This is a genomic window from Peijinzhouia sedimentorum (assembly GCF_049340005.1).
In the GTDB taxonomy this organism is placed as follows: Bacteria; Bacteroidota; Bacteroidia; order Cytophagales; family Cyclobacteriaceae; genus CAXBDP01.
The window spans coordinates 1-25,928 of the sequence record NZ_JBMPIY010000002.1; the positions used below are offsets into that span (position 1 = coordinate 1).

Genomic DNA, 25,928 nt, shown 5'->3' on the forward strand with positions numbered 1-25,928 from the left:
ATATTGCCTAAATGATCCTTATGGTAATAATGATACTCATAGCCATACTCCGCTGGATTATAAACGATCCGACCATCCCCAAATTGTCTAGAGTAGAAATAGGTAGGTATGACTGGGATGAGTTTAACTGTAAAATATAAATTACCTAGCGAAAATTACGAGCTAAAAGTTTGTGATAGCGGAGGTGCTTAATTTATTTATCAAGTTCAATATCTAATTCTTCTCTTTCGAGTTTCTCATTTTCAAGCCTTACATTAAGAATTTCAAGCACATTCATAACAATACTCAACTTTGAAACCTCTGATATATTTTTTTCGCTACGTTTGAAAAAATCATTAAGAACAATAAGTACATTTTCAATATTGTAATTTTCAACTATAATTGCTTCTTCAGATGTTACAACAACAATATAATTATTAAAGTGAGGGCCAGATAAACCAAAACCATAAACTCCTGGGTTAATAAAACCCTTAGTTTTAAGCAGATTATCTCTATCATTTTCACTTAAATCTACTAGAAATAAAATTGATTTTTCTTCCTCATTAAATGCTTGGCTTTCTGCAATAAGGAACTCAAATAAACAGTTATGCAATTCCTCCAGACATTGCATTTCATTGATTTGCTTTTGCCCTGAACAATTAAAGGAAACTAAAAAAAATAAGATTAAAAATCGCATATAAATTCTATTTTTTTTTGATTATCTTTTCTGAATGTCTCAATAGCTATTTTTTTTTTTGTATCTCAATAGCTTTGGTTTCTCGTTGTGGATATAGCTTTCCATCCTGCTGTTGTTGCAAACTCCGATTGGAATTTTCCTTATCTGTTGCATGATGAGCTTCATGTCCTGCCGTTGCAGCAATAGCCTTATCATCGGTATTTAATGCTTTATAATAGTTAGAACCTGCTTTATTTTCTCTATCCTGCTTAATAGATCCCTCATAAATTGTATTCCAGCGTAATTTGAACATCTGATTCAATCATAGCATCTAACATTGCTGTGCCTGTTTCTGTATATAACATAGCATTTCCAACTCGAGTTATATCAGATGTAACATTTGGAGACCAAATAATTTCACCTGTTTCAGTATTTCTTTCGTATGTCACTCTTTTCCCATCAGGATCAATAAAGAATATTGGGTTGTTCCCTGCCCAACTATAAGGCGACAATGAATAATAATTTTCCAAATGAGGATCCATCTGGAAAGTCCTTCCTATAGCTGGATCATACATTCGAGCATGGAAGTCAAGCGTATTTAAATCATGATCTTCCTGTAACTCTTTGCCTTGATATAAGTAGCGATTCCGGCTATCCAAATCCAACTCCAAACCAGCGATCTGCATCCCAAAGGGATAATAGTGGTTCTCTTGGATAATTACCGCTTGGCTACTGCTGATGGAGAATTGATCGTACCATACCGGTGAAGCTGATGCATTATATACATACACTTCGACAAAGCCCCCATGGGTAGCGGTGATGTCTAAGGCTAGCTCTTCCGGATTGGTGAAAGCATTTCGGCTAATTTCCACCCGCCCAGAGTCATAGCGGATACTGTCTTGATCATAGAGGACATAACCTAAATAACTCTCAGGTAGCGGTGCTTTCTCTAGTTGGCGAGCCAGTTGTAAGGCTAGCCACAGCGGTTGTAAACCAAGACTGCTGGTGCCTGTCATTGAAGTAACCTCTCCGCTTGTTAGCAAGGTGTTTTGTCTTCCGATACCTGTGAGTAAATCTTTGAGTTTTGGTTTCTCTTTCGGATCATACAACATGCCTAAGACTGCTGCATGGAGGGAGTCGCCTTGCGCAAGTTCTTTGCTCCATATAGGGCCATAGCCTCGGCCACGAGAGGCATCTAAATAAGCTACAGCCCTACCTCCCTCGGTTTGGTTATACCGCGCATCGATCGATCGACTATCGCTTAAGTTGTGGAAAAACTGCTGCATCTCTTGCGTTTCGTTTTCAGGTTCCATCGTCGCCATATAGGTCGTGGTACTCTCTGCTCTAAACACCTGACGGATATTGCCTAAATGATCCTTATGGTAATAATGATACTCATAGCCATACTCCGCTGGATTATAAACGATCCGACCATCTAGAGGAAAGCACTAGTTAAAAACTCGCGCTAGCGGAGGGTAAGAAGATTGGTATCAATGGTGATGCGTACGGAAGATATGAACGTAACGAAGTAAAGCCTACCATAGAAATGGCGGTTAAGATTGCACAAGCTCTGGAAGTGTCTTTGGATTATCTAACAGGTAATTCCGATGTGGAACTCGACAAGGCTACACTTGACCGTGTACAGGAAGTTACAAAGCTCACAGAAAAAGACAAGGATTACATTTTTGTAACCCTCGATGCTCTGATAAGAGATTTTAAAAATAAACACGCTTACGCTAAATAAAAAATCCCGAGTTGTTCTCGGGATTTTTTGTTATTGTTTGACAAACTTATATTTTATCATTTCATCAGGGTCGCCATCCCATATAAATAAATCCCAAGGTGGTTTATTTTCTGAAAATCCTTGACCTGATATGTAAAAATCAACTCCCCCTTTTCCTTCTCTATCCACTAAATTATAAGTAATTTTAATTCCTGTACTTATTCCGCCAGTAACTCCATTACTAACACTATCAATCAACTTCCAAGTTCCTTGAGTTGTTAATTTTTCATCATCACTTTTAGCAATACTTACAATGGATTTATTTAATCCGTCAAGAGTACAAGTACCGTTTTGATTTATTGTAATATTAGCTCCATCTTCAGCTTTCCAAACTCCAATAAAATCAGCTTCATTGAATTTCGGTTCTTTACAACCAACTATAGATAAGAATATTCCTATCATAAAATATTTCATTTTCATCATTTTCTCATTTGTAAAGTTTCTGTCCAGTTAAATGATTGAGATGTTTTTGACCTCCATCCTGTTTGAAAAGATTCATTTATTCGACGTCCTACCGTATTTTGCCAACCTGGTAGGTAACCAATTACTGGTGGTCTCGAAGCTGATTGCATTGTCGATGTGTTGCCAACTGAAAAATTAACTGAAATTGTTCCATTTCCAGCGTTTGGTACAGCTGTCCACTTTAAATTATATGAGCCAAGATATGTTACAGCCAAATTACCAGTAGCACCACCTGTTAATAATGTCGAATAATCTTTGATATACAATCCAACTCCCTGAAATCCACCTAATTGATATGGGCTATTGCCAGATAATTCTCCTCCATTAGCAACATTATCAATGATTGTATTACGAGCATCTCCTATATGGCTGTGTTGTCTCAACATTTCTGTAAAAACATCTCCATTTGTAAATTCCCTGTTTCTTGGTCCTGTTCCTGACAGCCATTCCGTACCAACTTGAAACGGTGTTACTGTGCTATTTGGATATGTAAATGAAACATCGTTAGCACTCTGTCCTAAATAAATGCTTGTTTTTTCGTCTGTACCACTTGCACCGTTAATCTTTCCATTATCAATTATCGAACCTGGTGCTTTGTAATCATCATAACCTGCTGCCTTTGCTTGTTCAAGACTTGTTATATTATCATCCCAACTCCAAGAAGTTGTTCCATCTGCATTATTCTTACCAACCCAATCCTCTGGAGCCATACCTGTCGGATCGGCAAAACGCAACGGATTGTTAAACACAAAACTGTAAGGACTGTGGCTTGGGAACTGCTCGGCTAATGGATCTACAACATGCCATCTCCCAATCTGTGCATCATACATCCTGGCTCCGTAGTCATGCCAATCGAGGTCATGGTCGTCTTGAAGTTCTTTGCCATTGTAGAGGTAGCGATTCTTGCTATCCAAATCCAACTCCAAGCCTGCGATCTGCATTCCAAATGGATAATAGTGGTTCTCTTGGATAATGACCGCTTGGCTGCTGCTGATGGAGAATTGATCGTACCAGACCGGTGAAGCTGAGTATTATATACATACACTTCTACAAAGCCTCCTTGGGTAGCCGTAATGTCTAAGGCTAGCTCTTCCGGGTTGGTAAATGCTTGGCGACTAATTTCCACCCGCCCAGAGTCGTAGCAAATGCTCTTTTGGTATTTGCGGGTGGGTTGTTGCATTTTTCAATTTTGCTCGGGTTTATAAATCATCTATATAGAATCTTTTACCTATTCAAAATCTGGAAAGTTTCTCAAGGAGCTAAAATCAGTCTTCCAAATATCTAATTCAAACAGGTTTCCTTCTTTATCAATGTTCAGAGATGCAATAACCTCAATTCCATCTATATCCTTAAATAAAAACTCACTTACTTGTCCTCCAAACTCTCGCCCCTCCTTTACTTCGCCATTAGGAAATAAAAGCAAACTACCCATATCATTGTCATCCATTGATCGTACTAACAACTTAGACTTCCAATCTTCAGACATTTCTAAACCAGAGTTTCTTATTAAAATCTCAAGCAGTTTACTTTCTTTCTCTGAAATTAATCTTTCAAATACCATGAATTCTTCCTATATTAATTGTACCATTTTCTAGTTTAAACGCTGTATACTGAACCCTTTTACCTGAAATTTTAATTGTTTGGTTAAAAGGTTTTCCTGTTAAAATTTTATGTGAAATACTTTTAAGATTTTTTTCTACAGATGATTTAACGATCATTCGGCTTAGCCCAAGCTTGTCAGTATGGCGAAACGTATGATTTATTTGATCTAAAGTTCGTCCAAATTGTATTGATGAATTTCCCAAGCCTTTGGCAGTAATCCTAGAAGTTGATACAGCCCTCCCAGCACCTAACCCACCACCTGTCATAAACGACAGACCAATTGATAAGTCAGAGATTAATTCTCCTGTGGCAATCAATGCCTCAATGTTATTTCTTCTCTTAAAAGATTCTTTAACTTGTGATTGAAAATCTATAGCTTCACCTAAGGTAAAATTATTTTCTGAGAAAAAATCAGAAACAAATTGCCCTCCGCTGTCCATTAACAATTCTTGACTCATGCCCTCTTCAAATTCACCGTCATAGACAATTAATTCTCCTTCATCTCCAAGCGAATTTGTATGCTAGCAATTGATTTTTATCTTTTAGATATAATAGATTTATATCATCGCCACTGTCTGGACTATCCTACTTAGCAGAGTAACCTAATAAAAAAGTTTAAAAAACTATTCATCATTAGTTCTAGTATTACTAATTAACTATAAAAGTTAATAAATCTATTTCATTTATTTTCAAGTGAGGATTAATTTTTTCTTTACTTGAAATATCATTCTCAAATTCAAGACTAAAACTTGTCTTAATGATGCTTTCAAGATAAAAAGTTTTTTCAGCATCATTCAGCTCAAAATAGAAACTTTGTTTATAAAAGGTTTTTCCACCCCCCCAATTAACTGTCAATACAAAGCCTTCTTCTGTCCGTTCTATTTTATCCACTGAAAAATTTTTCACTTCAACATCAGGAATTGGCAATGAAAGTTCGCCAATAATTTTTGTCTTTCTAACTATTCGAATTTTATCACTTGGACTATTTTCCAAAACTAATTGCAAAACCTCAAAACCTTCCTCAAGTTTCAATCTAGATAGAGTATCCAAAACCACCAATTTACTACTCTTTACAATACTGCTATCTCTTACTGTTTGCCCATCACATGATAATGAAACAAAAATTAAAATTATTATTACAATTCGTATCATATATTTATTATTTCCTTTTCCAAAAAATTGAATGTCCAAATGCTCCAGTTGCTTCTATTCTAAAGCTTCTTTTATTTCCAGTATCATAATTGAAATTTCCATCTTCCCAATTTGATTTATTACTAAAAACAGATGCAGGTATTTCATAATACTCTCCAGAGTATAGAACTCTCCCCTTTGGATATTTAGCTAATGCCCCGTTTAAATACGAGTTGTAAATATCCCCTGAAATTGAAATATTATTATACTGCCTAAACTTAGCATGTGGCTTGTCCGCATACGGTGAGTTTAATCCCCAAGCAAGGAAGTCAGTACCATCCCAAAAATTAGAGCCGCCTGTCGGATCAACTCCATTGGAAAGAACATCTAAAACGCCTGCTCTTGCAGCATCGGCTCTGGTACTACTTTCAGAAGTACTTAAAGGAACTTTTGCATTGTTTGGAGCAGAAGAATAACCTGACATTAACTTATCATAAAGGCTAACTCCTGACTGATTTGCAGCATTATTTGCAGTATGAGCAATCCATAAATTTTCATTCAGGTTTGAGGTTCCAGCTTCATGTTTAACAATTGCTGAAATAGTTTGAAATTCTGAATGAGTAATTGAAAGCTCACGTGCATTATCAAATGAAGTTTTACCATCATCAGTAGAAGAAATGCCATCTGCCACATATACCTTATTATCATCAACACCATCGCTTCCTAAATAACTTCCGTGAATATTATAATAATCCCCAAATCTCCCATCAGGGTCTATAAAACTTAATGGGTTATTAAAGACATAAACATATGGGCTGGATTTTCTATCCATCTCCGCCATCGGATCCACCACATGCCATCTCCCAATCTGCGCATCATACATCCTAGCTCCGTAGTCATGCCAATCGAGGTCATGGTCGTCTTGAAGTTCCTTGCCATTGTAGAGGTAACGATTCTTGCTATCCAAATCTAACTCCAAGCCTGCTATCTGCATTCCAAAGGGATAATAATGGTTCTCTTGGATAATGACCGCTTGGCTGCTGCTGATGGAAAATTGATCGTACCATACCGGTGAAGAAGATGCATTATAGACATACACTTCGACAAATCCTCCTTGGGTAGCGGTAATATCTAAGGCTAACTCTTCCGGGTTGGTAAAAGCACTTCGACTAATTTCCACCCGCCCAGAGTCGTAGCGGATACTGTCTTGATCATAGAGGATATAGCCTAAATAACTCTCAGGTAGCGGTGCTTTCTCTAGCTGGCGAGCCAGTTGTAAAGCTAGCCATAGCGGTTGTAAGCCTAGACTGCTGGTGCCTGTTAGATTTGCGCCTTCTAATCCTGTGCGTAAGGTGTTTTGTCTTCCGATGCCTGTGAGTAAATCTTTGAGTTTTGGTTTCTCTTTAGGATCATACAGCATACCTAAGACGGCGGCATGGAGGGAGTCTCCATGCGCAAGTTCTTTGCTCCACACCGGGCCATAGTCTCGGCCACGAGAAGCATCCAACCACGCTACAGCCCTACCTCCTTCGGTTTGGTTATACCGCGCATCGATCGATCGGCTATCACTTAAGTTATGGAAAAACTGCTGCATCTCTTGCGTTTCGTTTTCAGGTTCCATCGTCGCCATATAGGTCGTGGTGCTCTCTGCTCTAAACACCTGACGGATATTGCCTAAATGATCCTTATGGTAATAATGATACTCATAGCCATACTCCGCTGGATTATAAACGATCCGACCATCACCAAATTGTATATGCTGCAAGGTATCATTTTCGTAGAAATAATTCCCTAGGTAATGGCGGGTGGAATTGAAAAATGAATCCTTAAAGGGTTTTGATGATTATTTAAACACTAAGGGAACGGATTACAAATCTTTGAATTAAATTACTTTACAAAAGTCCGCTAGTTGATTTTTCAGTAAGAACATGACCGCACTTTAACTTTTTTCAAAAAACTTCAGTATTATCTATTGGTCATTTTTATGACCAATTGGGAACAAAGAAATGTCCATATTATTAATTAAGAACTTTTATTTATTGAATAAATAATATTCTGTAGACTATCATAAGTATACTAATCGCAAGAAAAACAAAATAAAATTTCCACCTGCGAGCATTGCTACTCAATACTAAACCAATTAAGGCTATAATTTCTACTATACCGAACGCTATAAAAACTTCCCTAGATTTGTAAATCGAGTAAGGACTAAAAAACTCGCTCTCAAAAGGATATATTCCAGGATTAACAATAGCATCTTTTATCTCTGTGACAGTTACCCAAATAAAAAATACTGGCACTAAATTAATGGCTACTAAGAGCAGAATCTTTTTCATAATCAGCGACTTATAAAGTTAATTCCTTTATTTGTTGGATTGTTCTGAATTTGGAATCGTAAATTTTGAGGATACTTAACCTTAATAAATATCTTATCATTTCCAAGGTCTCGACTCATAAATGAACGTGTAAAGGCATTTATTCCAACTCCACAGTCTATACAACCCCGACTGCCCCATAGTGAACCGCCATGTAAATAAAAATTATCTCTTCCAAACGTCTGCGCTCCTTCATTTTGCAACTTCCAACGATAATTACCCCAAGAAGAGGTTCCTCCTGGCCAATTTGAAAATCCCATTGGTGCTGCAAGTTGCTTTACTAAACTAATATCACTAAAGTCTTGAAAGCCACTCTCATTAGAACCTGGCACAAATTCTCTTTTATTAATGGAATAATTTCCTTCAGGAACCGGACCAACATCGCGTATTGTTTGGCGGCTATCTGAGTAGTCAAAAGCTCTAGTCTGATTCCAAAAACCTGTAAGATCCATACCTTGACCTGATACAGCATCAAAGGACACAGAATGTAATTGATAGCCATCAAATTGGTTTCCGGTTTGCCAATTATAGGTTAGCGAAGTACCATCAAACTCAATTAATTCAGTACCAATATTTGACCAAGATTTACCAGCAGTATCTGAAAACTCTTCTGAAGAATTATCAAACCACTGAATATTTCCGTCTTCATCTTGAAACCAATCTTCAAAAAGGCCTGTAGGGTCAGTATAATTTATTGGGTTATTGAAGCCGTAACGGTATGGTGTCCAATCTGGTGCTTGATCCGCCATCGGATCCACCACATGCCATCTCCCAATCTGCGCATCATACATCCTGGCTCCGTAATCATGCCAATCGAGGTTATGGTCGTCTTGGAGTTCTTTGCCATTGTAGAGGTAGCGATTCCTACTATCCAAATCCAACTCCAAACCTGCTATCTGCATTCCAAAGGGATAATAGTGGTTCTCTTGGATAATGACCGCTTGGCTGCTGCTGATGGAGAATTGATCGTACCATACCGGTAAAGACGATGCATTATACACATACACTTCTACAAATCCTCCTTGACTTGCCGTAATATCCAAAGCTAGCTCTTCTGGATTGGTAAAAGCTTGGCAATGTTTGGAACTTTCCCTATTCAAAGGATTTTTCTTTCAACTCGCCAACCGCCTCTCTTTCAATATACTCTTTTAACTCCTGCTCCGATAAAGGACCTGTCAAAACATCCCCATTACAACATTTAAGCTTTTCTCCTTTGGCTTTAATAACGTACCAAGATTTCTGAGCACCTTTTTTTCCAACAATTATAAAACGGTCATTCCAGCCAACAGAAGCAATATTCTGTATCTTAGGATCTCCATCACAACCAAGCTTGCAGATTAAGTAATGGCCATCTCCAAATTCATCCTGGGGGTAGATTCGGTATTCATCAATTAATATTGTCGAACCATCAATACACCCAGAAAGCGGTATTGTAAGAAACATAACGATTAACAGCGACTTTAGCTTCATCATTCTTCTACACGTTTTTGAACTTGATCTAAAGGAATCGTAAAATTGTAATACTGGGTAGTTTCCCCCATTATTTGGCCATCACTTCGGGAGTGTCTATCTGTTCCTAGTGCGTGATACATGAAGGAATACTCTGTCTTGGTATCATAAACCCCAATATTCAGGTTTCCTTTTTTATCAAGACTAAACATATAATTTGCAGTACCTGTAAATTGTGCAGCTGTGAACTTCCCATCTTTAAAGAACTCCTTAAATGGCCCTGTGTCACCTCCTAGACCATAACTAAAGTCAACTCTATAAGAACTTGGAATGTCTTCTCTGTTTCCTGCCAAATAATCTTGATACCCTGAATTAAAAGCCGTTAAAGCTTCTGTTGTCATGTTCGACTCTGCTAAAGATTGAGTAAATGGGTGACTTCCCCCAAACTCTCTTTCTACGGGACCTAATCCAGTAACGAACTCGGTTGTAAGAGCTACTGAAGAAGTAAAAGGATCATTACTATTAACAGCTTGATCTAATTTGTGCTCTGCATAAGCAGTAGTTAGTTGGTTAAAGGCTTTCACTGTTGCTACTGAGAGGTCATAGGCGACTTGCCTAACTTTGCTTGCAGCATAGTTAATCAAGCCATCAAAAGGTGGTCCGCCGCAACAACCTTGAGAGTTAACAGCTGCCCTACCATCTGGATCGATATAAAGTATGGGGTTATTGTTGAATGCGGAATATGCAGATTGCCAGACAAATTCATCCGCCAATGGGTCTGCACTATGAAACCTTCCAATCTGTGCATCATACATCCTAGCTCCGTAATCATGCCAGTCGAGGTCATGGTCGTCTTGGAGTTCCTTGCCATTGTAGAGGTAACGATTCTTGCTATCCAAATCCAACTCCAAACCAGCGATCTGCATTCCAAATGGATAATAGTGGTTCTCTTGGATAATTACCGCTTGGCTGCTGCTAATGGAGAATTGGTCGTACCAAACCGGTAAGTCTGAGCTATTATACACATAAACTTCTACAAATCCTCCTTGGCTTGCCGTAATATCCAAAGCTAGCTCTTCTGGGTTGGTAAAGGCTTGGCGGCTGATTTCCACCCGCCCTGAGTCGTAGCGGATACTGTCTTGGTCGTAGAGGATATAACCTAAATAACTTTCAGGTACCGGTGCTTTCTCTAGCTGGCGAGCCAGTTGTAAGGCTAGCCATAGCGGTTGTAAACCAAGACTGCTAGTGCCTGTTAGATTGGCGCCTTCTAGACCTGAGCGTAGCGCATTTTGTCTGCCTATGCCTGTGAGTAAGTTCTTGAGTTTTGGTTTTTCTTTCGGATCATACAGCATACCTAAGACAGCCGCATGGAGGGAGTCGCCTTGCGCAAGTTCCTTGCTCCACACCGGGCCATAGTCTCGGCCACGGGAGGCATCTAAATAAGCTACAGCCCTACCTCCCTCAGTTTGGTTATACCGCGCATCGATCGATCGGCTATCACTTAAGTTGTGGAAAAACTGCTGCATCTCTTGCGTTTCGTTTTCAGGTTCCATCGTCGCCATATAGGTCGTGGTGCTCTCTGCTCTAAACACCTGACGGATATTGCCTAAATGATCCTTATGGTAATAATGATACTCATAGCCATACTCCGCTGGGTTATAAACGATCCGACCATCACCAAATTGTATATGCTGCAAGGTATCATTTTCGTAGAAATATGCGCCAAGGTAATAAATGCTTTCGCAGCGAAAATATACATTATTACTGGAGAAAAGCACGAGGGAGGGAAAGCCCGATTAAATCGGGCTTTGCTCTTTTACCTTCTCCTTCGTTTCTATTATCTTTTCCTTCAACTCTTGTACAGTAGAAAAAGCTCGTGCATCTAATTTATGGTCTTCCTCATACTGTGAAAACCTACTGGATACGGCACTTAATTCTGCAAAGGTTTGTTGCTCTACGTCTGAAAGGGCTTCATTATTAATTTCTAAATCGTATGAATAATAGAATTCATCGCAAAATGTTGGCTCATCAATCTTGCCTAACAAATATTGGTCAATAAGCCAATACAATCTTCGTTTATCGCTCTTTTCGTACATATTCGTTAGGGTTTTATCGGGCTGTATTTAAAATGCCAAATTGAATTGGTTGCTTTATCGTAAAGAACTTCAAGATTGTACCTCTTTCCGTTTTTAAACATTTCAGTGGTGTGCATTAAAGCTCTGGAGCCTCTTGGGTCTGCTAATCCTTTTGAACCTTTAATAGCTTGTTCTAAAATTTGAACTGGAACCGCTCTACCAGGATTCGCCATGTGTTCAGCCGCCTTTGTGCTAAAGTTAAATAACTCTTTACCCCCCTTAGTGGCAAAACTAAAACTCTTCAAATTTTGAACAATTGGTCTAATGGCTGAAGCCGCTCCTTGTCCAATCCTATTCAACAAATATACCTCAGGAGCAAATAGAAAACCAGCGCCAAACATTACTGATTGTGTTACCCCATGACTGAAAAAAGCAGCATGACCAGAATATATCCCAAGTTGATAACCTGCTGTCAAATTTTTCTCATGCTGTGTTTGAGTATGGGTTATAACAATCTCATCCAATACTTTCCCTTCATCTACAACATCTTCTTCATCACTTGAAGATTGTTCCTCTTCAGAGCCACATTCTGGACACAAGCCGCTAGGATCATTGTACAATATCGGATTATTCCACCCAAACTGATAAGGTGACATGGTAATTTGGTTTGGATGATTTGCCAGTTCATCAACACCCATAAACCGCCCTATTGACGGATCATAAAATCTTGCATTAAAATCATAAAGATCTAGTTCAAAATCATTCAATACCTCATTCTCATTGAACTTATAGCGATTCTTACTATCCAAATCCAACTCCAAGCCTGCGATCTGCATTCCAAATGGATAATAATGGTTCTCTTGGATAATGACCGCTTGGCTGCTGCTGATGGAGAATTGATCGTACCAGACGGGTGAGGACGATGCATTATACACATACACTTCGACAAAGCCTCCTTGGGTAGCAGTGATGTCTAAGGCTAGTTCTTCTGGGTTGGTAAAGGCTTGGCGGCTGATTTCCACCCGCCCGGAGTCGTAGCGGATACTATCTTGGTCGTAGAGGATATAGCCTAAATAACTCTCAGGTACGGGTGCTTTCTCTAGCTGGCGAGCCAGTTGTAAGGCTAGCCACAGAGGCTGTAAACCCAGACTACTGGTGCCTGTTAGATTGGCGCCTTCTAGGCCTAAGCGTAGCACATTTTGTCTGCCTATGCCTGTGAGTAAATCTTTGAGTTTTGGTTTCTCTTTCGGATCATACAACATGCCTAAGACTGCTGCATGGAGGGAGTCTCCTTGTGCAAGTTCCTTGCTCCACACCGGGCCATAGTCTCGGCCACGGGAAGCATCTAAATAAGCTACAGCCCTACCTCCCTCAGTTTGGTTATACCGCGCATCGATCGATCGGCTATCGCTTAAGTTGTGGAAATACTGCTGCATCTCTTGCGTTTCGTTTTCAGGTTCCATCGTCGCCATATAGGTCGTGGTGCTCTCTGCTCTAAACACCTGACGGATATTGCCTAAATGATCTTTATGGTAATAATGATACTCATAGCCATACACCGCTGGATTATAAACAATCCGACCATCCCCAAATTGTATATGTTGCAAGGTATCGTTTTCGTAGAAATAATTCCCTAGGTAATGGCGGGTATGTTGCAAGGTACTGCCCGACCATACGCGCTGACTGAGTTTGTTGCCCTGCGCATCGTAGCGATAGCTGATAGAATTGCCATCGCTTTTGCGGATGCTATCGGGTAAGTTCAAACGATTGTAGCGGATATGGCTGATTTCTTTGTTGAGATCGGTGATGAGGTTCCCATTCGCATCATAGGTGTATTGTATGGCTTCAATTGTGCGGTCTTTAAAATCTCCAACGCCATTTGTTTGGTTGATGGTATCATTAACTGCTTTCAACCGATTGCCATCGTAGCTATAGCTCAGGCTATCGATTTGGCCGTAGCTTGGTGTGCCAGTGCTATTGAGTAGCCCTTGGCGTTGTAAGGCCATAATATTACCATTGGCATCGTAGGTAATGTTGTTTACGCTATAGCGACCGCTCTCCAAACTTGTCCAATTGCTCCCATTGTGGGCACGGTAGTCGGCATGGTTGAGTCTTCCTAATTGATCATATAAAAAGCCATAATTCCTTTTTACCTCATCGCTAGCACTTTTCCACTGGACACCTGAAATGTTGCCATTCTTATAAGTGGTTTGGTAGCCGAAATTATAATAAAGTTCCATGCCAAATAGATCATCCGAATTGCTCAGGTTGGCATCATTAATATGCGTTAGCCAATTATTGACATTATACTTATAATTAATTTCCTGTAAATCATCCCCCAGTGACTTAGTCTTTAATTGACCTAAGGGCTCATAGGTTTGAGCAAGAACCTCCACTGGTACACCATCATTGATTTCGTGGTGGATGGTAAGCAATCTATCTCTATGATCAAATGTGTAGTCTTGTTGCAAGGTGAAACTTGCTCCTATATCGGATTGTGGCTGATTAACATCTTCGTAGCTTCTTATAAGGTTGCCCTTAAAATCATACGCCATTGTGGTGTAATTGGTGCCACCTAGGTGATGAATCAATTTCTCTTGAACGACCCTACCCATATTATCATAAAAATACACACTCGTATTAAAATCATTTGTACCCAATACCCGTACTTTACTTCCCGTTAATTGCCCATGGGTTTGATCGGAAGAAACGGGTGCTGTTGCGAATTTACTATTGTAAGATGTATTGAAGGAATGATCTGCCATACCATTATCATCAAAGTCATAATCGTCATAGTAAGAATACTCTTCAATTTCACTTACGCTTAAGCTAGGATACACGCTTGTTGGAGTCGAATTTATTTGGCCTTGATGGTAATCTCTATTAAATGAGCTATTTGCATAATTCTTAACGCCAACTTTTATGATCCGTCCTACATTATCATATTGATAAACAGTCCAGCTAAAGTTAGCTCTTTGTTTATCATCTTGCTGCATGACTAATTGGTTCTTTGCATCATAGACATAGTGGATGCCCGAAGTTGTAACTCCATCTGCTATTGCAGGAAGCTTTTTTGCAATTAGTCGATCCTTTTCGTCATAAACATATAAATAGCGATACTTGGCCACCACATTTCTGTGGGTAATACTTCCCATATTCCAACTGTTGGCTCTTAAATACTGCTCCGCCAGTGGAGGAATCACAGCTCGTAACCTACCGCGCTCATCATATACATAATACGTGCTTAGCCAATCACTCGCAGTTGCAAGATTCGTCCCCGAACCAGCTTGTCTTCGCTCCAATATTAATTTGCCCTCAATGTCTAAATAAGAAAGGCTAATATTTCCATCTTCATCTGTGGTCTTTTGAATGGTTAACTCATTATTCGCATAGGTTGCACTGGTGGTAGGATACGCCGTTTCTAAATAATCAATTTTCCAAATTCTAATTCCATGGCCCGAAGTATTAAATAAATATTCAACGTTTACTTTTTTTCCAGAGCCTACAAATGAAATGCCTGGCTGAGCGGAAGAAAGTGCTCGAGCTCTTGGGCTATTTTCTAATTCTTGATACCCATAAAAATAGTCTAAATCAGGGTGGCTTACCTCGGTTTTTGTTCGATGATACGTGTACTGTGAATTGAAAGGATTACTCTGAAAAACACCTGTTGTCGTACTGCTTACGTAGGGCAAATATTGGGCGTGGCTTCTTCCATTTTCATCGTAATACTGACTTTGAACTAAATCCTTGCTGTTAGCACTTGCCCTTCTTTGAACAACCTGAATAACTCTTCCTAGTCCATCCATATATTGGATGTCAAGTTCTAAGGAGTCATGAGGGTAAGTACCTAATTGATTTATATTAATACCGGGAATTCTAGAAGTAAATGATTTAACCACATTTACTTTCATTCCACTTGTAGTATAGGTGGGTCTTGCTAAAGCACTAACAGAGCCTGTAGTCGGTAATGTGGTACCGTTAGGTAAATTAGTTTGACCATAACTATGGAGGCTAATAAAAATCAGCAAACAAAGGAGCAGGGTAGTAGGTATAATTATGCTTTGGGAGCTTTTGTAACTTTGACCGAAGCACCTAGAAGAGGTTTGATTAATCATGACAATTCAGTTAGCTGATAATTAATTAATTGCTGAGGATAGTTGAAGCCTTCTCTTGCGACGCTCGATTTGAGCCTGAGCATTGTCTAGCTTAGTCGTTGATATCAGCTTCGCTTCCATGATCCATTCATCGCTTTCCAACCAAATTTGCTCCGGCACAACTGTTACCTGCTTAAAAAACGCTGAAAATAAACTATTAAAAGGCATTGTATAGGAGTGCAGCTTGATAGCCTTATTAGCATCCCAAGCCACATGCAATGTCAATTCTCCATCTGAAAAGGAGGCAATATTCTTTTCGTCAGCAATGCTTTCTGCCCATTTTGCTGGCTTTTTAATGTCTTCGCTGGTAATAACTCTTTCCTTATTATCATTAATGGCAATATTTCTTAATCCCTTACTTTTCTCTACTTGCAAAGAGAAGGACAAAGTGTTTGCATCCCATAAGCGATAAGGTTGTAATCGTCCATTATTTTGGAATTCGATCAATTGTTCACTGAAGGTGATCACCATGCTATCTCCTTGCAACTGATGATATGCGGCAGGATCGAATGAACCTTTCTTGAGTTGATAGGTAATTTTATAGCTTACTTCTCCTTCAAAACCAGCTTGCGAAAAGCCACTTCTGCTTATGAAAAATGAAAGGCTGAACATTGTCATTATCATGAATTTGTTCATAGGATTGATTTTCTTCATCTCTTTCTAGTTTATGCTTTGCTGGTAATAATATTCAAATGCTTTTCTGATATCGCCCTTATGATCACGAATCAGTTTTAACCTTCCAAACAGATCATATTCATACCTTGTAGGCATGCCATTTTGTGGGTTCTCTGAAAGTAATCCATTTAATACATCATAGTTGAAGGTTTGCATTAATGCCGTTTTAGGATGAATTCGCACTTCATCTATATCTGCACCACTACTACTGATCGTAATATTTGTCCTACCACTAATCACTTCTTGATAATACTTCCACTCACTTGTCAGACTGACTGGACCTTCACCAGTAATGCTGATGGAATTTGTGCCCTTTGCCCAGAAGCTTAGTATATAGTCTTTACTTGAGTTGAGGTTACTCTTTTGAATACTTCGACTGGAAGTAAGTCTGAAATACCGATTACCCGCATAAGAGGCGGTACTGGTTTGGACTCCTGCGGAAGCATAAGTAAAGTTTCCAAGATTTTCATTTTCGAAACTGGTAAATCCTGTTTCCGAAACATTATCAGCGCCTTGTATTTGAGCTAAAAGAAGGTTATTGGAATGCCCATAAATAAAATGGGTTCTATTGATGGTTTGATAGGAACCTCCCTGTAAGGCTACTTCTCTTGCTTCAATTAATCTATTGGTTCCTGATAGATAGGTAAATTCACTTACCTTTTTGTATCTAGAATCCCAATCTATGCTACTTCCAGTTGAGTTCTTAGAGGGGCTAAATGTAGTTTGGTAGGTTCTATTACCGCTGGGTAATTGCCAATTGTAGACTGCAATCGGTTGCAAATGAGCTGCAGAACTTGAATACTCGTATAATTGTCCGCTAATATACCTTAATTGAGTACCCACTTTTCTAGCTTTATAAGTTTCCACCAAACTGTTATGCATATGCGCATCCACTAATGCACTGGTAAAAGCACTTGCCTTATGCGCATAATCTAAGGGGTAACTCATATAAGTAATCGTGGACTCAGCCTCATTGCCACTTGTAATCCTTTCTTCTATTGAAGTAGGGTTTAAATGACCTGGTGTAATTTCATAGGTAAATATTTTTTCATTAATTCGTTCTCCATTCTCCTCGTACTCAGTGATAATGTTTTTCTTTAATTTAGGCCAATGTGTTTTTCGATCGTATTGAATAATCATTAAAGGATCTAATGCGTTAGAAAACTCACTACTGAATATGCCCACCAGTGTTCCAGTAACTTTTTCATCCAAAAACTCTAACGTGTATTCATATTGATTTTCATTTTTACTTATTAATTGATATTCAGAACCAGTCCATTTAAAATCCTTTGTTTCTAAAACTTTCCCAAAATTATACATACTAAAATTAGGTTCCGGGAATGGGTAATCTCTACTATTCGGATTACTACTATCCATAAATAATTCTCCCGGAGGATACGCTTCATAATAGGTCTCCTTCTTTCCCAATTCACCATTTTCGCCATATAATTCAGTTATTTTTCCGTAGCCTAAAGCCGACCCTCCAAAATAATTATATTGGTTTTGAGAACTTTGTACCAAATACAGATGATTAATGTTAGTTCCTTCAAAAAACTTATAACTGTTTATAGGTGGAACATACAATACGCCAGACTCAACGCCTTCATCATCTTTGTAGTCAAATGTACGTAGTTGAACTTTTCCAGTCTTGGTGCCATCCCATTCCTTTATGCTCTTCAATCTTAGCCCGGGACCAACTTCATAGGCTATGGGTATGCTTGTTTTATGCAGCCAAAGTACGCGTAGTCTTGAATAATCCGATACTGGCCCCAAACTATGCTTTGCATAAGTAATGATCCGATAATCTCCATCACTCATCTCCATTGTTATATTATCTTGCTGAGTGCCAGAAAAATACAATTCACCAATGTCTTGCCAGCTACCTGAAACTAGCTTTTGCACCTTGGCAAAGGGCACTTCAGTAAAGGGTGCTCCTCCTGAATCTACAATTTCTGGTTCAAATTGAACAAATAATTGTGTAACATTGATATTAAAGTTTGTGGTATCTGAAATGAAGGGCTCCAATGGATCACCTCCAAATGCATCAGACCTTTTTACTTGTAGTTCTACTTGAAAATCCCCAAATGTATTTTCTATATAATCCCAATCATTTCTAAAATCTATTCGCTGAGTGCCTAACATGTAAAAATTATCATCCACTAATCCATAAAGTTGTCCCTTATCAGTTTTATGTCTATTTATCTCATAATCAAACTCTATAGTCCCTCCCGTGGGATAAGTAATTTTTTGCAGAACACCCATTTTCAAATGAGTCTCGGAGGGCTCGCGATCATCACCAGCTATAACCTTAAATATGGGTCCCTCTATATGGTGAGCGAAATATACCTCAGACTTCAAAAAGGTTGTATTACTAGTTTTTCCATTATAGAACCCCCAATGATCCTGAGCCCTACTTTCGTACCCGGGAATTGCACCCGTATTGTAAATAAATGAATATGGAGGTAAGGATTCAGTTTCATCACCGCTCCTCTCAGTAATTGACGCTAAATATAGACGCTTTGTGCTTTCAGCTGCTGTCGTATAAAAATGAGATAATTGAAAAACTTTATGATTCTGAAAACTTGAATTGATATCAGCCCTCTTCTTGATAACTATTTTTGAAAGTGCCTTACTCGAAGTCACATCTAAGCGGCTTGTGGCACTTTCAATAAACTCTATCTTTACTAAGGGTGAAGTAATAGCATCTAATCGCCAAGCAATATAACTGATAGAATTATCTCTTGAAATTGTCGTCTCAGAAAAACTCCCCTCAAGCAGAGGCCACATACGATTCTCCGATATTACATTAAACTCATTATTTAAATTTTCTTGTGAGTATGAAAATTCTATAGATTCATTGGGAAACTTAGGAGAAGATATTTTAGTTAAATGCCATGCAGATTCATATGAAAACGTAGATATCATACCTGAACCCAAAACAGTAGTAGTTTCCACCTTTTTAAATTCATAGATAATTCCATCGGCTGTAGTTATGGTAAAGCCTCCTCCACCATAGGGTGTGCCTTCTATCTTTATCTTTTCCAGACTCGATAAATAAATCTCCTCATCCTCACTCAAATAAAAACTACTTGAACCACCTGGAAATGAAATAGTATAGAGATCAGGTTCTGTATCATGAATACCATCTCGGATACCTCGATAAAAATTATTGTACGTGGGTATATCTGTACCATCTGGCAATCCAGATCCAAAATCAAAATATCCATAAAATGACGTCTCATCAGGTCGCCTCTTTACTATCCTTGTAATAACTCCTCCAACATTCAAATTCCAATTCATCCCTACCCAAGAAGCTAAATCATTTACTTTAACTCCTTCTGCATTATAACTAAAGGAAATAGGGACATTAATGTCCTTATGTATTAGTTGAAAAATGGGAATGTTTACGGATGGTTTCCCAGTAAACTCTGCGGCACTTGATAGCGCCACTTTGCTAAAACCATGTGCTGTTGGCGACGCTGGTACCTTATCTACAATATGCGGTAAATTTTGTGAAATACCCAATTGTACTAACCACATATTACAAAAAATAATGAGTATAACGAATCTAGTGGAGGCCATAATTAAAATTTTCCTTCTATTTAATAAAAATAAAATTAGTAGTCAAATTTTTAAACAATTTTAATGATAATAATATATATAATGTATATCAGTGACTTACATTAAATTTGACTTATAACAATCATATTTTTTCATTCATACAAACAATATAGTCGTTGATAACAATTAAACAACAAAAACTAAATAGATAAGATTTTATGTATAAAATAATTAAAAACTATATACTCTTACTTAAATCTAAAATTATTTGAGCCTTAACAATTCATTTCATTAACTGTTAGACATTTGAAATGTCGTACTCCTGATAAAGAGGATTTGTAATCCGACTTTCGATAATGAGCGAAAACTCACATCCCCAGCAATGATCCGAATCAGCCTGCTTGCCGAGGTAAGAATTTCAGAATTACCAGAACTTTGCATCAACATCACAAGACCGAGAATGGGTCAAACGTTTATAGAAAAAGGATCCAAAATCAACATACGACCCTATATGGGAGAACCAATAAGCCGTTCATAATGGCAATAAACATTATGACTCTTTCAGGGCCATAAAAATTATGATTCTAAGCTCCAGCGGAGCGAAATATCCATAGCCCACGGTTTCAACCGTGGGATAAAGGAATAGCACAAATCATCCTCCCGCCTCAACCATCCAAAAATAGAATTAGACCTAAATCAACTGCTCTCCAAATTCAACAACAACTCTTCAACATTCTCTTCTTTTTGAATCATCTGCTTTCACCGTATTTGTCTGAACTATGATTAAACTGATTTTTTTGATAGACTATGATTTCCAGCTCCAACGGAGCAAAACATCATTAACCCACGGTGTAGCCGTGGGATAAAGGAATAGCACAAATCATCCTCCCGCCTCAACCATCCAAAAATAGAATTAGACCTAAATCAACTGCTCTCCAAATTCAACAACAACTCTTCAACATTCTCTTCTTTTTGAATCATTTGCTTTCACCGCATTTGTCTGAACTGTGATTAGAGATGATTTTTTTGATGGACTATGATTTCCAGCTCTGTGTCGTCCTGAAATAGATTTACAATTTACGTAAATCTATTTCAGGACAAGACACTCCAACGGAGCGAAATATCCATAGCCCACGGTTTCAACCGTGGGATAAAGGAATAGCACAAATCATATTTACCGACCGAAGGTGGGCCTCCCGCCTCAACCATCCAAAAATAGAATTAGACCTCCATCAACTGCTCTCCAAACCCAACAATACCTCTTCAACATTCTCTGCTTTTTGAATTATCTAGCTTCACCGCATTTATCTGAACTGTGATTTTTGTGATTAAATGAATACGATGATTTCCACAGCTCATCACGGAAACAGCCAGACCTTCAAGGTTTTCAAAACCTTGAAGGTCTTCGCAATAGACATCATTTATTTCTAACAAAATTCACCGCCTCTAATCAGCCGTCAACCCTTCTTCCTTCATCAACGTTTACTATATTCCGTTATTCAAAAATACGTCTCAATAAAACCTCAAAATCACCACCCAAAACAGTCCTGAATTTCCTTCAATTCCCAATGCCTAATCAGCTCATTATCCATGCACATTTTGCCCAGTTTCAGACCAAATTATGTCCAAATCAACCAACCTCTTTGCAGAAAGTCATTTTTTCGGAAATATTCAAATACTATTATTTTGAACAAGTAAATTTAAAATATGAATTTTTTTCCACTCGATTTTAGCCCATTTTAGTGGGTGTTTACCTTACGGTTTCCTTGGTGTTTCCTTGCTTTCCTATTGGTGTTTAATTGGTCAATAAGGTGCACAAAACGCATAAAGCGAATATTGCGCAGAAAGTAACATAAAACGAAGAAAACGAATATTACGAAAAATGTGCAATAAACGCATATTGCGAATAGAACGCACATTCATTTTTTTATCCCTAAAGGATTCACCAAATTAGTTCAAAGCCGAAGCAAACCACCCAAAATGGAGGGTGCTGCCAGGCCCGAAAAATACGATGATCATTGAGCGAAAAACGACTCAAAATCGCAAAATTTCGCCCAAAGTTCAATGCCCAAAATGCGTCCAATTTTTTAACAAGACCCGCAAGGTTTCGAAAACCTTGCGGGTCTTCCATCGCCACTGTAACTGTTCGACATTTACAATGTCGTACCACAGATAAAGAGGATTTGTAATCCGATAGTATCTTCTAACAAATCATCCACAGCCATCGCAATTGTCAAATTAGCCTGCGGACCTATGGTAGGAGTTTACCGAATTATCTAACGAAAAGCTAGCACTAGCGGTGAGATGAACGTTGACTATCAACTCCATCGGAGCGTAATATCCATAGGGATAATGGAATAGCATTAATTATCCTCCCGCACAGTCGTCTGATGCCGCAAATTGCCTGAATCAACCTGCTTACCAAAGGTGAGAATTTACTGAATTTTAGAATTCTTAGAATTTCTCCATCCTTTATCCGCCTTCAACCAAAAATAACACATCTCTCATCTCCACTTAAGGCTATTAATATGTCGCTCCGCTGGAGCTATGGGTATTTCGCACAAATTGGGCTATTAATATTTCGCTCCAATGGAGCTTCAAATTCGTTTTTTACAAAAAAGCCCATGCAATCGTACACGGGCTTTCCAATCAATAAACTTCTAAAAATTACTTATCTCTCCACCCCTCCGGTCTTTTCCATCGGATTGGTGGCGCAGGTTCGCCTTTGAGGTCGATTGCTTGCAGAGGGATTAGTCGCATGGCTTCTTTTACCGCGGCTTCCAATTGCGTATCAATTCCTTTGATAAGCTGTGCAGGTTCGTAGAAAACCTCAATATCCGGTGCTACACCTTCGGCTTCCACAGCCCATTCACCTTCGGTATTGAAGAATCCTCCTCGGGGAGCAACCATCCTCCCGCCATCGATAAACGGTGGCGTATCCCAAGTACCCACGAGACCTCCCCAAGTTCGCGTACCAACCAATGGGCCTATTTCCATTTCGCGGAACATATATGGTAGCAAATCTCCACCGGAACCTGCATTTTCATTTATGATCATCACTTTTGGCCCCCAAATACCTGCCATTGGTGTAGTAAAAGGCTTATTGTCATTTGCTCGGCTATTGAAGTATCCTAGCAATTGGCGATTCATGATATCTACCATATAATCGGCAGCAGAACCACCACCATTATTACGCTCGTCAATAATAGCACCTTTGCGATCTTGCTGGGCGAAATAGTAGCGATTGAAATAGGTATAGCCAGGATTGCTGGTATTCGGCACATATACATATGCCAATTGACCATTGGACATTTCATCCACTTTGCGGCGATTATCTTCCACCCAAGCACGAGAGCGAAGTCCTCCTTCGTTGGTCAATGGCACCACTACTTGTACACGAGAGCCTTCCATTGTTGGGCTTGAGTTTACACGAATTTTCACCTGACGATTGGCTGTGGCTTCGAACAAGCTAAACAAATTCATATCCGCAGTAAGCGCTTGACCATTTACTTCGAGCAGATAGTCACCTTCATTCACGTCGATTCCCGGCCCTGACAATGGTGAGCGCAACTCAGGATTCCAGTTTTCGCCTGTATAGATTCGCTTGATTCTGAAATAGCCATTTGCTTTCTCATAATCCGCACCGAGTAAACCTCCTGACACACTTTCCACACTTGGAAAATCTCCCCCACTTGTGTAGGAATGCCCAACGGCAATTTCGCCACCGAGTATATCGATGATGTAATTCATATCCGAACGATGGCGCACATGATCGACCCATGGCTTGTACCATTCATAAACTTCGTCCCAAGGAGCACCATGGGTATTATCTACATAAAGGAAATCACGCTGATAGCGCCAAGCCTCCTTATACATTTGCTGATATTCTTCGCGTGGATCCACTTTGATACGAATATTACCCGTTTCGATCTTACCGTCTCCTGATTTGATGGCACCGCCAGCAGCATTTACTATTCCCCAATTCGCTCCTGAACGGTAAAGTAAATTTTTTCGATCATTGCTAATCGTTGCATAAGTGACACCCGAAAGAAATTCAACTGATTTTTGATCCTTCAAACTGTAGCGGTGAAGCTTAGCTGGCTGGCCTGCTGTATTCTCAATGTAGAAAATATGATCAGCCGGCGCACCAACTGTACCAGTGTAATTCCGAAGAGGAACGTCCACAGCAATAATGCGCTGATCAATATCTTCAAAATCAATTTTCACTATCACGTCTCCATTTTTGCTCTCTTCTTTCTTTTCTTCTTTGGCGTGAGGTTCTTCATCACTCTTTGGCATAAATGGCGAAGGCGTATCATTTGCCAACACTGCCATATACAAGCCTCTATTTATTGGCATATTGAAGCTACTCATATCGAGCCAACCGGTATTCAATCCAAAATCGGTACTTGCAAGGAAATAGAGGTATTTACCATTTGCATCCCATTGCGGATCAATGGCATCAGACAATCCATCTGTTAGTTGAAAACTCTGATCTTGATCCATACTATACACTTTTACAGATTTGAACATATTGTCCATTTGCCTCACATAGGCAATCCACTTGCTATCAGGCGACCATACTGGATTCAGGGTACGATCCGGATGCGCATAACGGTCGGTATCAACCAATTTCAGCGCTCCATTGCTCAAATTGATATGCCATAAATTGTAATCTGTATCCGTAAAGGCAATGTACTTCCCATCAGGTGACCAAGCCGGACGGAAGTAAAATTTCTGATTGGGAATGGGATAAGCTTTTGGTGTTGTTAGTCCTTCTTGATCGCTTACCATTAATTGGTATTCGCCGCTTGCGTCCGAAAACCAAGCAATTTGCTGTCCATCTGGCGACCATACTGGCGCACGATCTGCCGCTGTGGAGCTATTAGTAATATTCCTCCAATCTCCATTTTCTTTGGGTACAGTAATAATTTCCCCACGATATTCGAAAATCGCGCGCTTTCCCGTAGGCGACAAAGCTGCATTTGTCAATTGAAATGAGCTCGGACTATCAAACCGAGTTCTTGACCAATTCAAATCACCTTTTACATGGATTTCCAATTGAGTAGATTGGCCAGTCGCAGGATCAAGCCTATGCAAATATCCGCCTTGCTCATAGACAATATTTCCACCTCCCGCAGCCAAATTCTTGGCATCGAAATCGGCATGAAAAGTCATCTGCTTATCCATACCAGTAGCCATATCGTACATCCAAACATTATTTGCATAATCCCTTTCCGATAGGTAATAAAGGGTATTTCCCAACCAAGCTGGGCTGGTATGTCTTTCTTTATCGAGTTGAGGAGTTTTTACCACTTCATGGCTTTGCATATCGAAAATCCAGATAGGTTGCGCTTGTCCACCACGGTAATTGCGCCACTCAGGATCCCAAAAACGATAAGGTTGGTAGGCCATATATTTCGCATCACTCGATAAATCACCTACATGACCAAAAGGCAAAATCAGCGCTTCGGGCATACCACCATCTACTGATACTTGGAAGAACTTGGTGTTGGCAGTTGGGTATCCCTCCCGCCCCGATGTGAAGATTACATGCTTGCCATCAGGTGTCCAATCTTGACTCACATCTGAGCCTGGATGCCAAGTCAATCTTATCGGATTGCCACCATCAATAGGTACAATAAATACATCTGTATTACCGTCATATTGACCAGTAAAAGCCACCCAATTTCCATCAGGGCTTATTTTCGGTGAAGTTTCCGCACCAACTGAGCTTGTTAGCCTGCGAGCATCGCCTCCATCAATTCCTACCACCCAAAGGTCATTGGAATTTACAAATACAATATGGTTTGCGCTTACACTGGGTTCCCGAAGCAGCATGGTGCCTTGGGCATTTACCTGTGCTATTCCCAGTAAAAGGAATAACTTGAGGAGTAATAATCTTTTCATAATTATGGGTTGATTGGTTGATTTTGCATAGCAATAATTCGAATCCGGCTGATTTTTCGCAACCATAAACTAAGCTAAGTATTTTTTTCAAATTCT

At 39.3% G+C, this 25,928-nt stretch carries 17 protein-coding genes and 1 pseudogene; 1 reads left to right on the forward strand and 17 read right to left on the reverse strand.

Features of this window, described 5'->3' with window-relative positions:
• Positions 1–193 precede the first annotated feature (193 nt).
• From ACOXY8_RS03080 to ACOXY8_RS03090, 3 genes are read right to left on the reverse strand one after another with little or no spacing between them, the layout of a single operon-like run.
• Positions 194–676: a hypothetical protein gene (locus ACOXY8_RS03080; RefSeq protein ID WP_458330096.1), complete on the reverse strand. Its 483-nt coding sequence runs from the start codon at positions 674–676 to the stop codon at positions 194–196.
• A 46-nt stretch (positions 677–722) separates the two neighbouring features.
• Positions 723–968: a hypothetical protein gene (locus ACOXY8_RS03085; RefSeq protein ID WP_458330097.1), complete on the reverse strand. Its 246-nt coding sequence runs from the start codon at positions 966–968 to the stop codon at positions 723–725.
• Complete coding sequence (locus ACOXY8_RS03090) at positions 937–2,007, reverse strand: RHS repeat-associated core domain-containing protein (protein ID WP_458330098.1); 1,071 nt, start codon at positions 2,005–2,007, stop codon at positions 937–939. Before ACOXY8_RS03090 ends, ACOXY8_RS03085 begins: the two co-directional genes overlap by 32 nt.
• Positions 2,008–2,129: 122 nt before the next feature.
• Between ACOXY8_RS03090 and ACOXY8_RS03095 the strand changes: the two are divergent.
• Positions 2,130–2,399: pseudogene (locus ACOXY8_RS03095) on the forward strand (helix-turn-helix domain-containing protein); the annotation flags it as partial.
• Between the two features lie 30 nt (positions 2,400–2,429).
• Here the strand turns inward: ACOXY8_RS03095 and ACOXY8_RS03100 are convergent.
• The 14 genes from ACOXY8_RS03100 to ACOXY8_RS03165 all read right to left on the reverse strand — a co-directional run bounded on the left by ACOXY8_RS03100 (position 2,430) and on the right by ACOXY8_RS03165 (position 25,832).
• Positions 2,430–2,840 carry a hypothetical protein gene (locus ACOXY8_RS03100; protein WP_458330099.1) on the reverse strand — a complete coding sequence of 137 codons (411 nt, stop codon included), beginning with the start codon at positions 2,838–2,840 and terminating at the stop codon, positions 2,430–2,432.
• 17 nt (positions 2,841–2,857) lie between these two features.
• Positions 2,858–3,841 carry an RHS repeat-associated core domain-containing protein gene (locus tag ACOXY8_RS03105; protein WP_458330100.1) on the reverse strand — a complete coding sequence of 328 codons (984 nt, stop codon included), beginning with the start codon at positions 3,839–3,841 and terminating at the stop codon, positions 2,858–2,860.
• Between the two features lie 287 nt (positions 3,842–4,128).
• Positions 4,129–4,461: a DUF6984 family protein gene (locus ACOXY8_RS03110; RefSeq protein WP_458330101.1), complete on the reverse strand. Its 333-nt coding sequence runs from the start codon at positions 4,459–4,461 to the stop codon at positions 4,129–4,131.
• Entirely contained in the window at positions 4,451–4,960 is a 510-nt protein-coding gene (locus tag ACOXY8_RS03115; protein WP_458330102.1) for a hypothetical protein, read from the reverse strand. The genes ACOXY8_RS03110 and ACOXY8_RS03115 overlap by 11 nt, the downstream gene beginning before the upstream one ends.
• Before the next feature lie 190 nt (positions 4,961–5,150).
• Complete coding sequence (locus ACOXY8_RS03120; protein ID WP_458330103.1) at positions 5,151–5,654, reverse strand: hypothetical protein; 504 nt, start codon at positions 5,652–5,654, stop codon at positions 5,151–5,153.
• A gap of 7 nt (positions 5,655–5,661) precedes the next feature.
• Positions 5,662–7,398, reverse strand: coding sequence for an RHS repeat-associated core domain-containing protein (locus ACOXY8_RS03125; RefSeq protein WP_458330104.1), 1,737 nt, complete (start codon positions 7,396–7,398; stop codon positions 5,662–5,664).
• Between the two features lie 573 nt (positions 7,399–7,971).
• On the reverse strand, positions 7,972–9,108 hold the full coding sequence (locus ACOXY8_RS03130) for an RHS repeat domain-containing protein (RefSeq protein ID WP_458330105.1): 1,137 nt from the start codon (positions 9,106–9,108) through the stop codon (positions 7,972–7,974).
• Entirely contained in the window at positions 9,101–9,481 is a 381-nt protein-coding gene (locus tag ACOXY8_RS03135; RefSeq protein WP_458330106.1) for a hypothetical protein, read from the reverse strand. The genes ACOXY8_RS03130 and ACOXY8_RS03135 overlap by 8 nt, the downstream gene beginning before the upstream one ends.
• Positions 9,478–11,154, reverse strand: a complete 1,677-nt coding sequence (locus tag ACOXY8_RS03140; RefSeq protein ID WP_458330107.1) for an RHS repeat-associated core domain-containing protein — start codon at positions 11,152–11,154, stop codon at positions 9,478–9,480. The genes ACOXY8_RS03135 and ACOXY8_RS03140 overlap by 4 nt, the downstream gene beginning before the upstream one ends.
• 99 nt (positions 11,155–11,253) lie before the next feature.
• Positions 11,254–11,553, reverse strand: a complete 300-nt coding sequence (locus ACOXY8_RS03145) for a hypothetical protein (RefSeq protein WP_458330108.1) — start codon at positions 11,551–11,553, stop codon at positions 11,254–11,256.
• Positions 11,554–11,558: 5 nt separating this feature from the next.
• Entirely contained in the window at positions 11,559–15,647 is a 4,089-nt protein-coding gene (locus ACOXY8_RS03150; protein ID WP_458330109.1) for a DUF6443 domain-containing protein, read from the reverse strand.
• A 21-nt stretch (positions 15,648–15,668) separates the two neighbouring features.
• Entirely contained in the window at positions 15,669–16,340 is a 672-nt protein-coding gene (locus ACOXY8_RS03155; RefSeq protein WP_458330110.1) for a hypothetical protein, read from the reverse strand.
• 6 nt (positions 16,341–16,346) lie between these two features.
• Entirely contained in the window at positions 16,347–19,901 is a 3,555-nt protein-coding gene (locus ACOXY8_RS03160; protein ID WP_458330111.1) for a hypothetical protein, read from the reverse strand.
• Positions 19,902–22,589: 2,688 nt separating this feature from the next.
• Positions 22,590–25,832 (reverse strand): S41 family peptidase, encoded by a 3,243-nt coding sequence (locus tag ACOXY8_RS03165; protein ID WP_458330112.1) that lies wholly within the window; start codon positions 25,830–25,832, stop codon positions 22,590–22,592.
• Between the last annotated feature and the right edge of the window lie 96 nt (positions 25,833–25,928).

Bases quoted from the DNA above. Each gene is read 5' to 3' on its own strand.
- ACOXY8_RS03080 (WP_458330096.1), bottom strand. From the start codon at position 676: ATGCGATTTTTAATCTTATTTTTTTTAGTTTCCTTTAATTGTTCAGGG.
- ACOXY8_RS03085 (WP_458330097.1), bottom strand. From the start codon at position 968: ATGTTCAAATTACGCTGGAATACAATTTATGAGGGATCTATTAAGCAG.
- ACOXY8_RS03100 (WP_458330099.1), bottom strand. From the start codon at position 2,840: ATGATAGGAATATTCTTATCTATAGTTGGTTGTAAAGAACCGAAATTC.
- ACOXY8_RS03105 (WP_458330100.1), bottom strand. From the start codon at position 3,841: ATGCAGATCGCAGGCTTGGAGTTGGATTTGGATAGCAAGAATCGCTAC.
- ACOXY8_RS03110 (WP_458330101.1), bottom strand. From the start codon at position 4,461: ATGGTATTTGAAAGATTAATTTCAGAGAAAGAAAGTAAACTGCTTGAG.
- ACOXY8_RS03115 (WP_458330102.1), bottom strand. From the start codon at position 4,960: ATGAGTCAAGAATTGTTAATGGACAGCGGAGGGCAATTTGTTTCTGAT.
- ACOXY8_RS03120 (WP_458330103.1), bottom strand. From the start codon at position 5,654: ATGATACGAATTGTAATAATAATTTTAATTTTTGTTTCATTATCATGT.
- ACOXY8_RS03135 (WP_458330106.1), bottom strand. From the start codon at position 9,481: ATGATGAAGCTAAAGTCGCTGTTAATCGTTATGTTTCTTACAATACCG.
- ACOXY8_RS03145 (WP_458330108.1), bottom strand. From the start codon at position 11,553: ATGTACGAAAAGAGCGATAAACGAAGATTGTATTGGCTTATTGACCAA.
- ACOXY8_RS03150 (WP_458330109.1), bottom strand. From the start codon at position 15,647: ATGATTAATCAAACCTCTTCTAGGTGCTTCGGTCAAAGTTACAAAAGC.
- ACOXY8_RS03155 (WP_458330110.1), bottom strand. From the start codon at position 16,340: ATGAAGAAAATCAATCCTATGAACAAATTCATGATAATGACAATGTTC.
- ACOXY8_RS03160 (WP_458330111.1), bottom strand. From the start codon at position 19,901: ATGTGGTTAGTACAATTGGGTATTTCACAAAATTTACCGCATATTGTA.
- ACOXY8_RS03165 (WP_458330112.1), bottom strand. From the start codon at position 25,832: ATGAAAAGATTATTACTCCTCAAGTTATTCCTTTTACTGGGAATAGCA.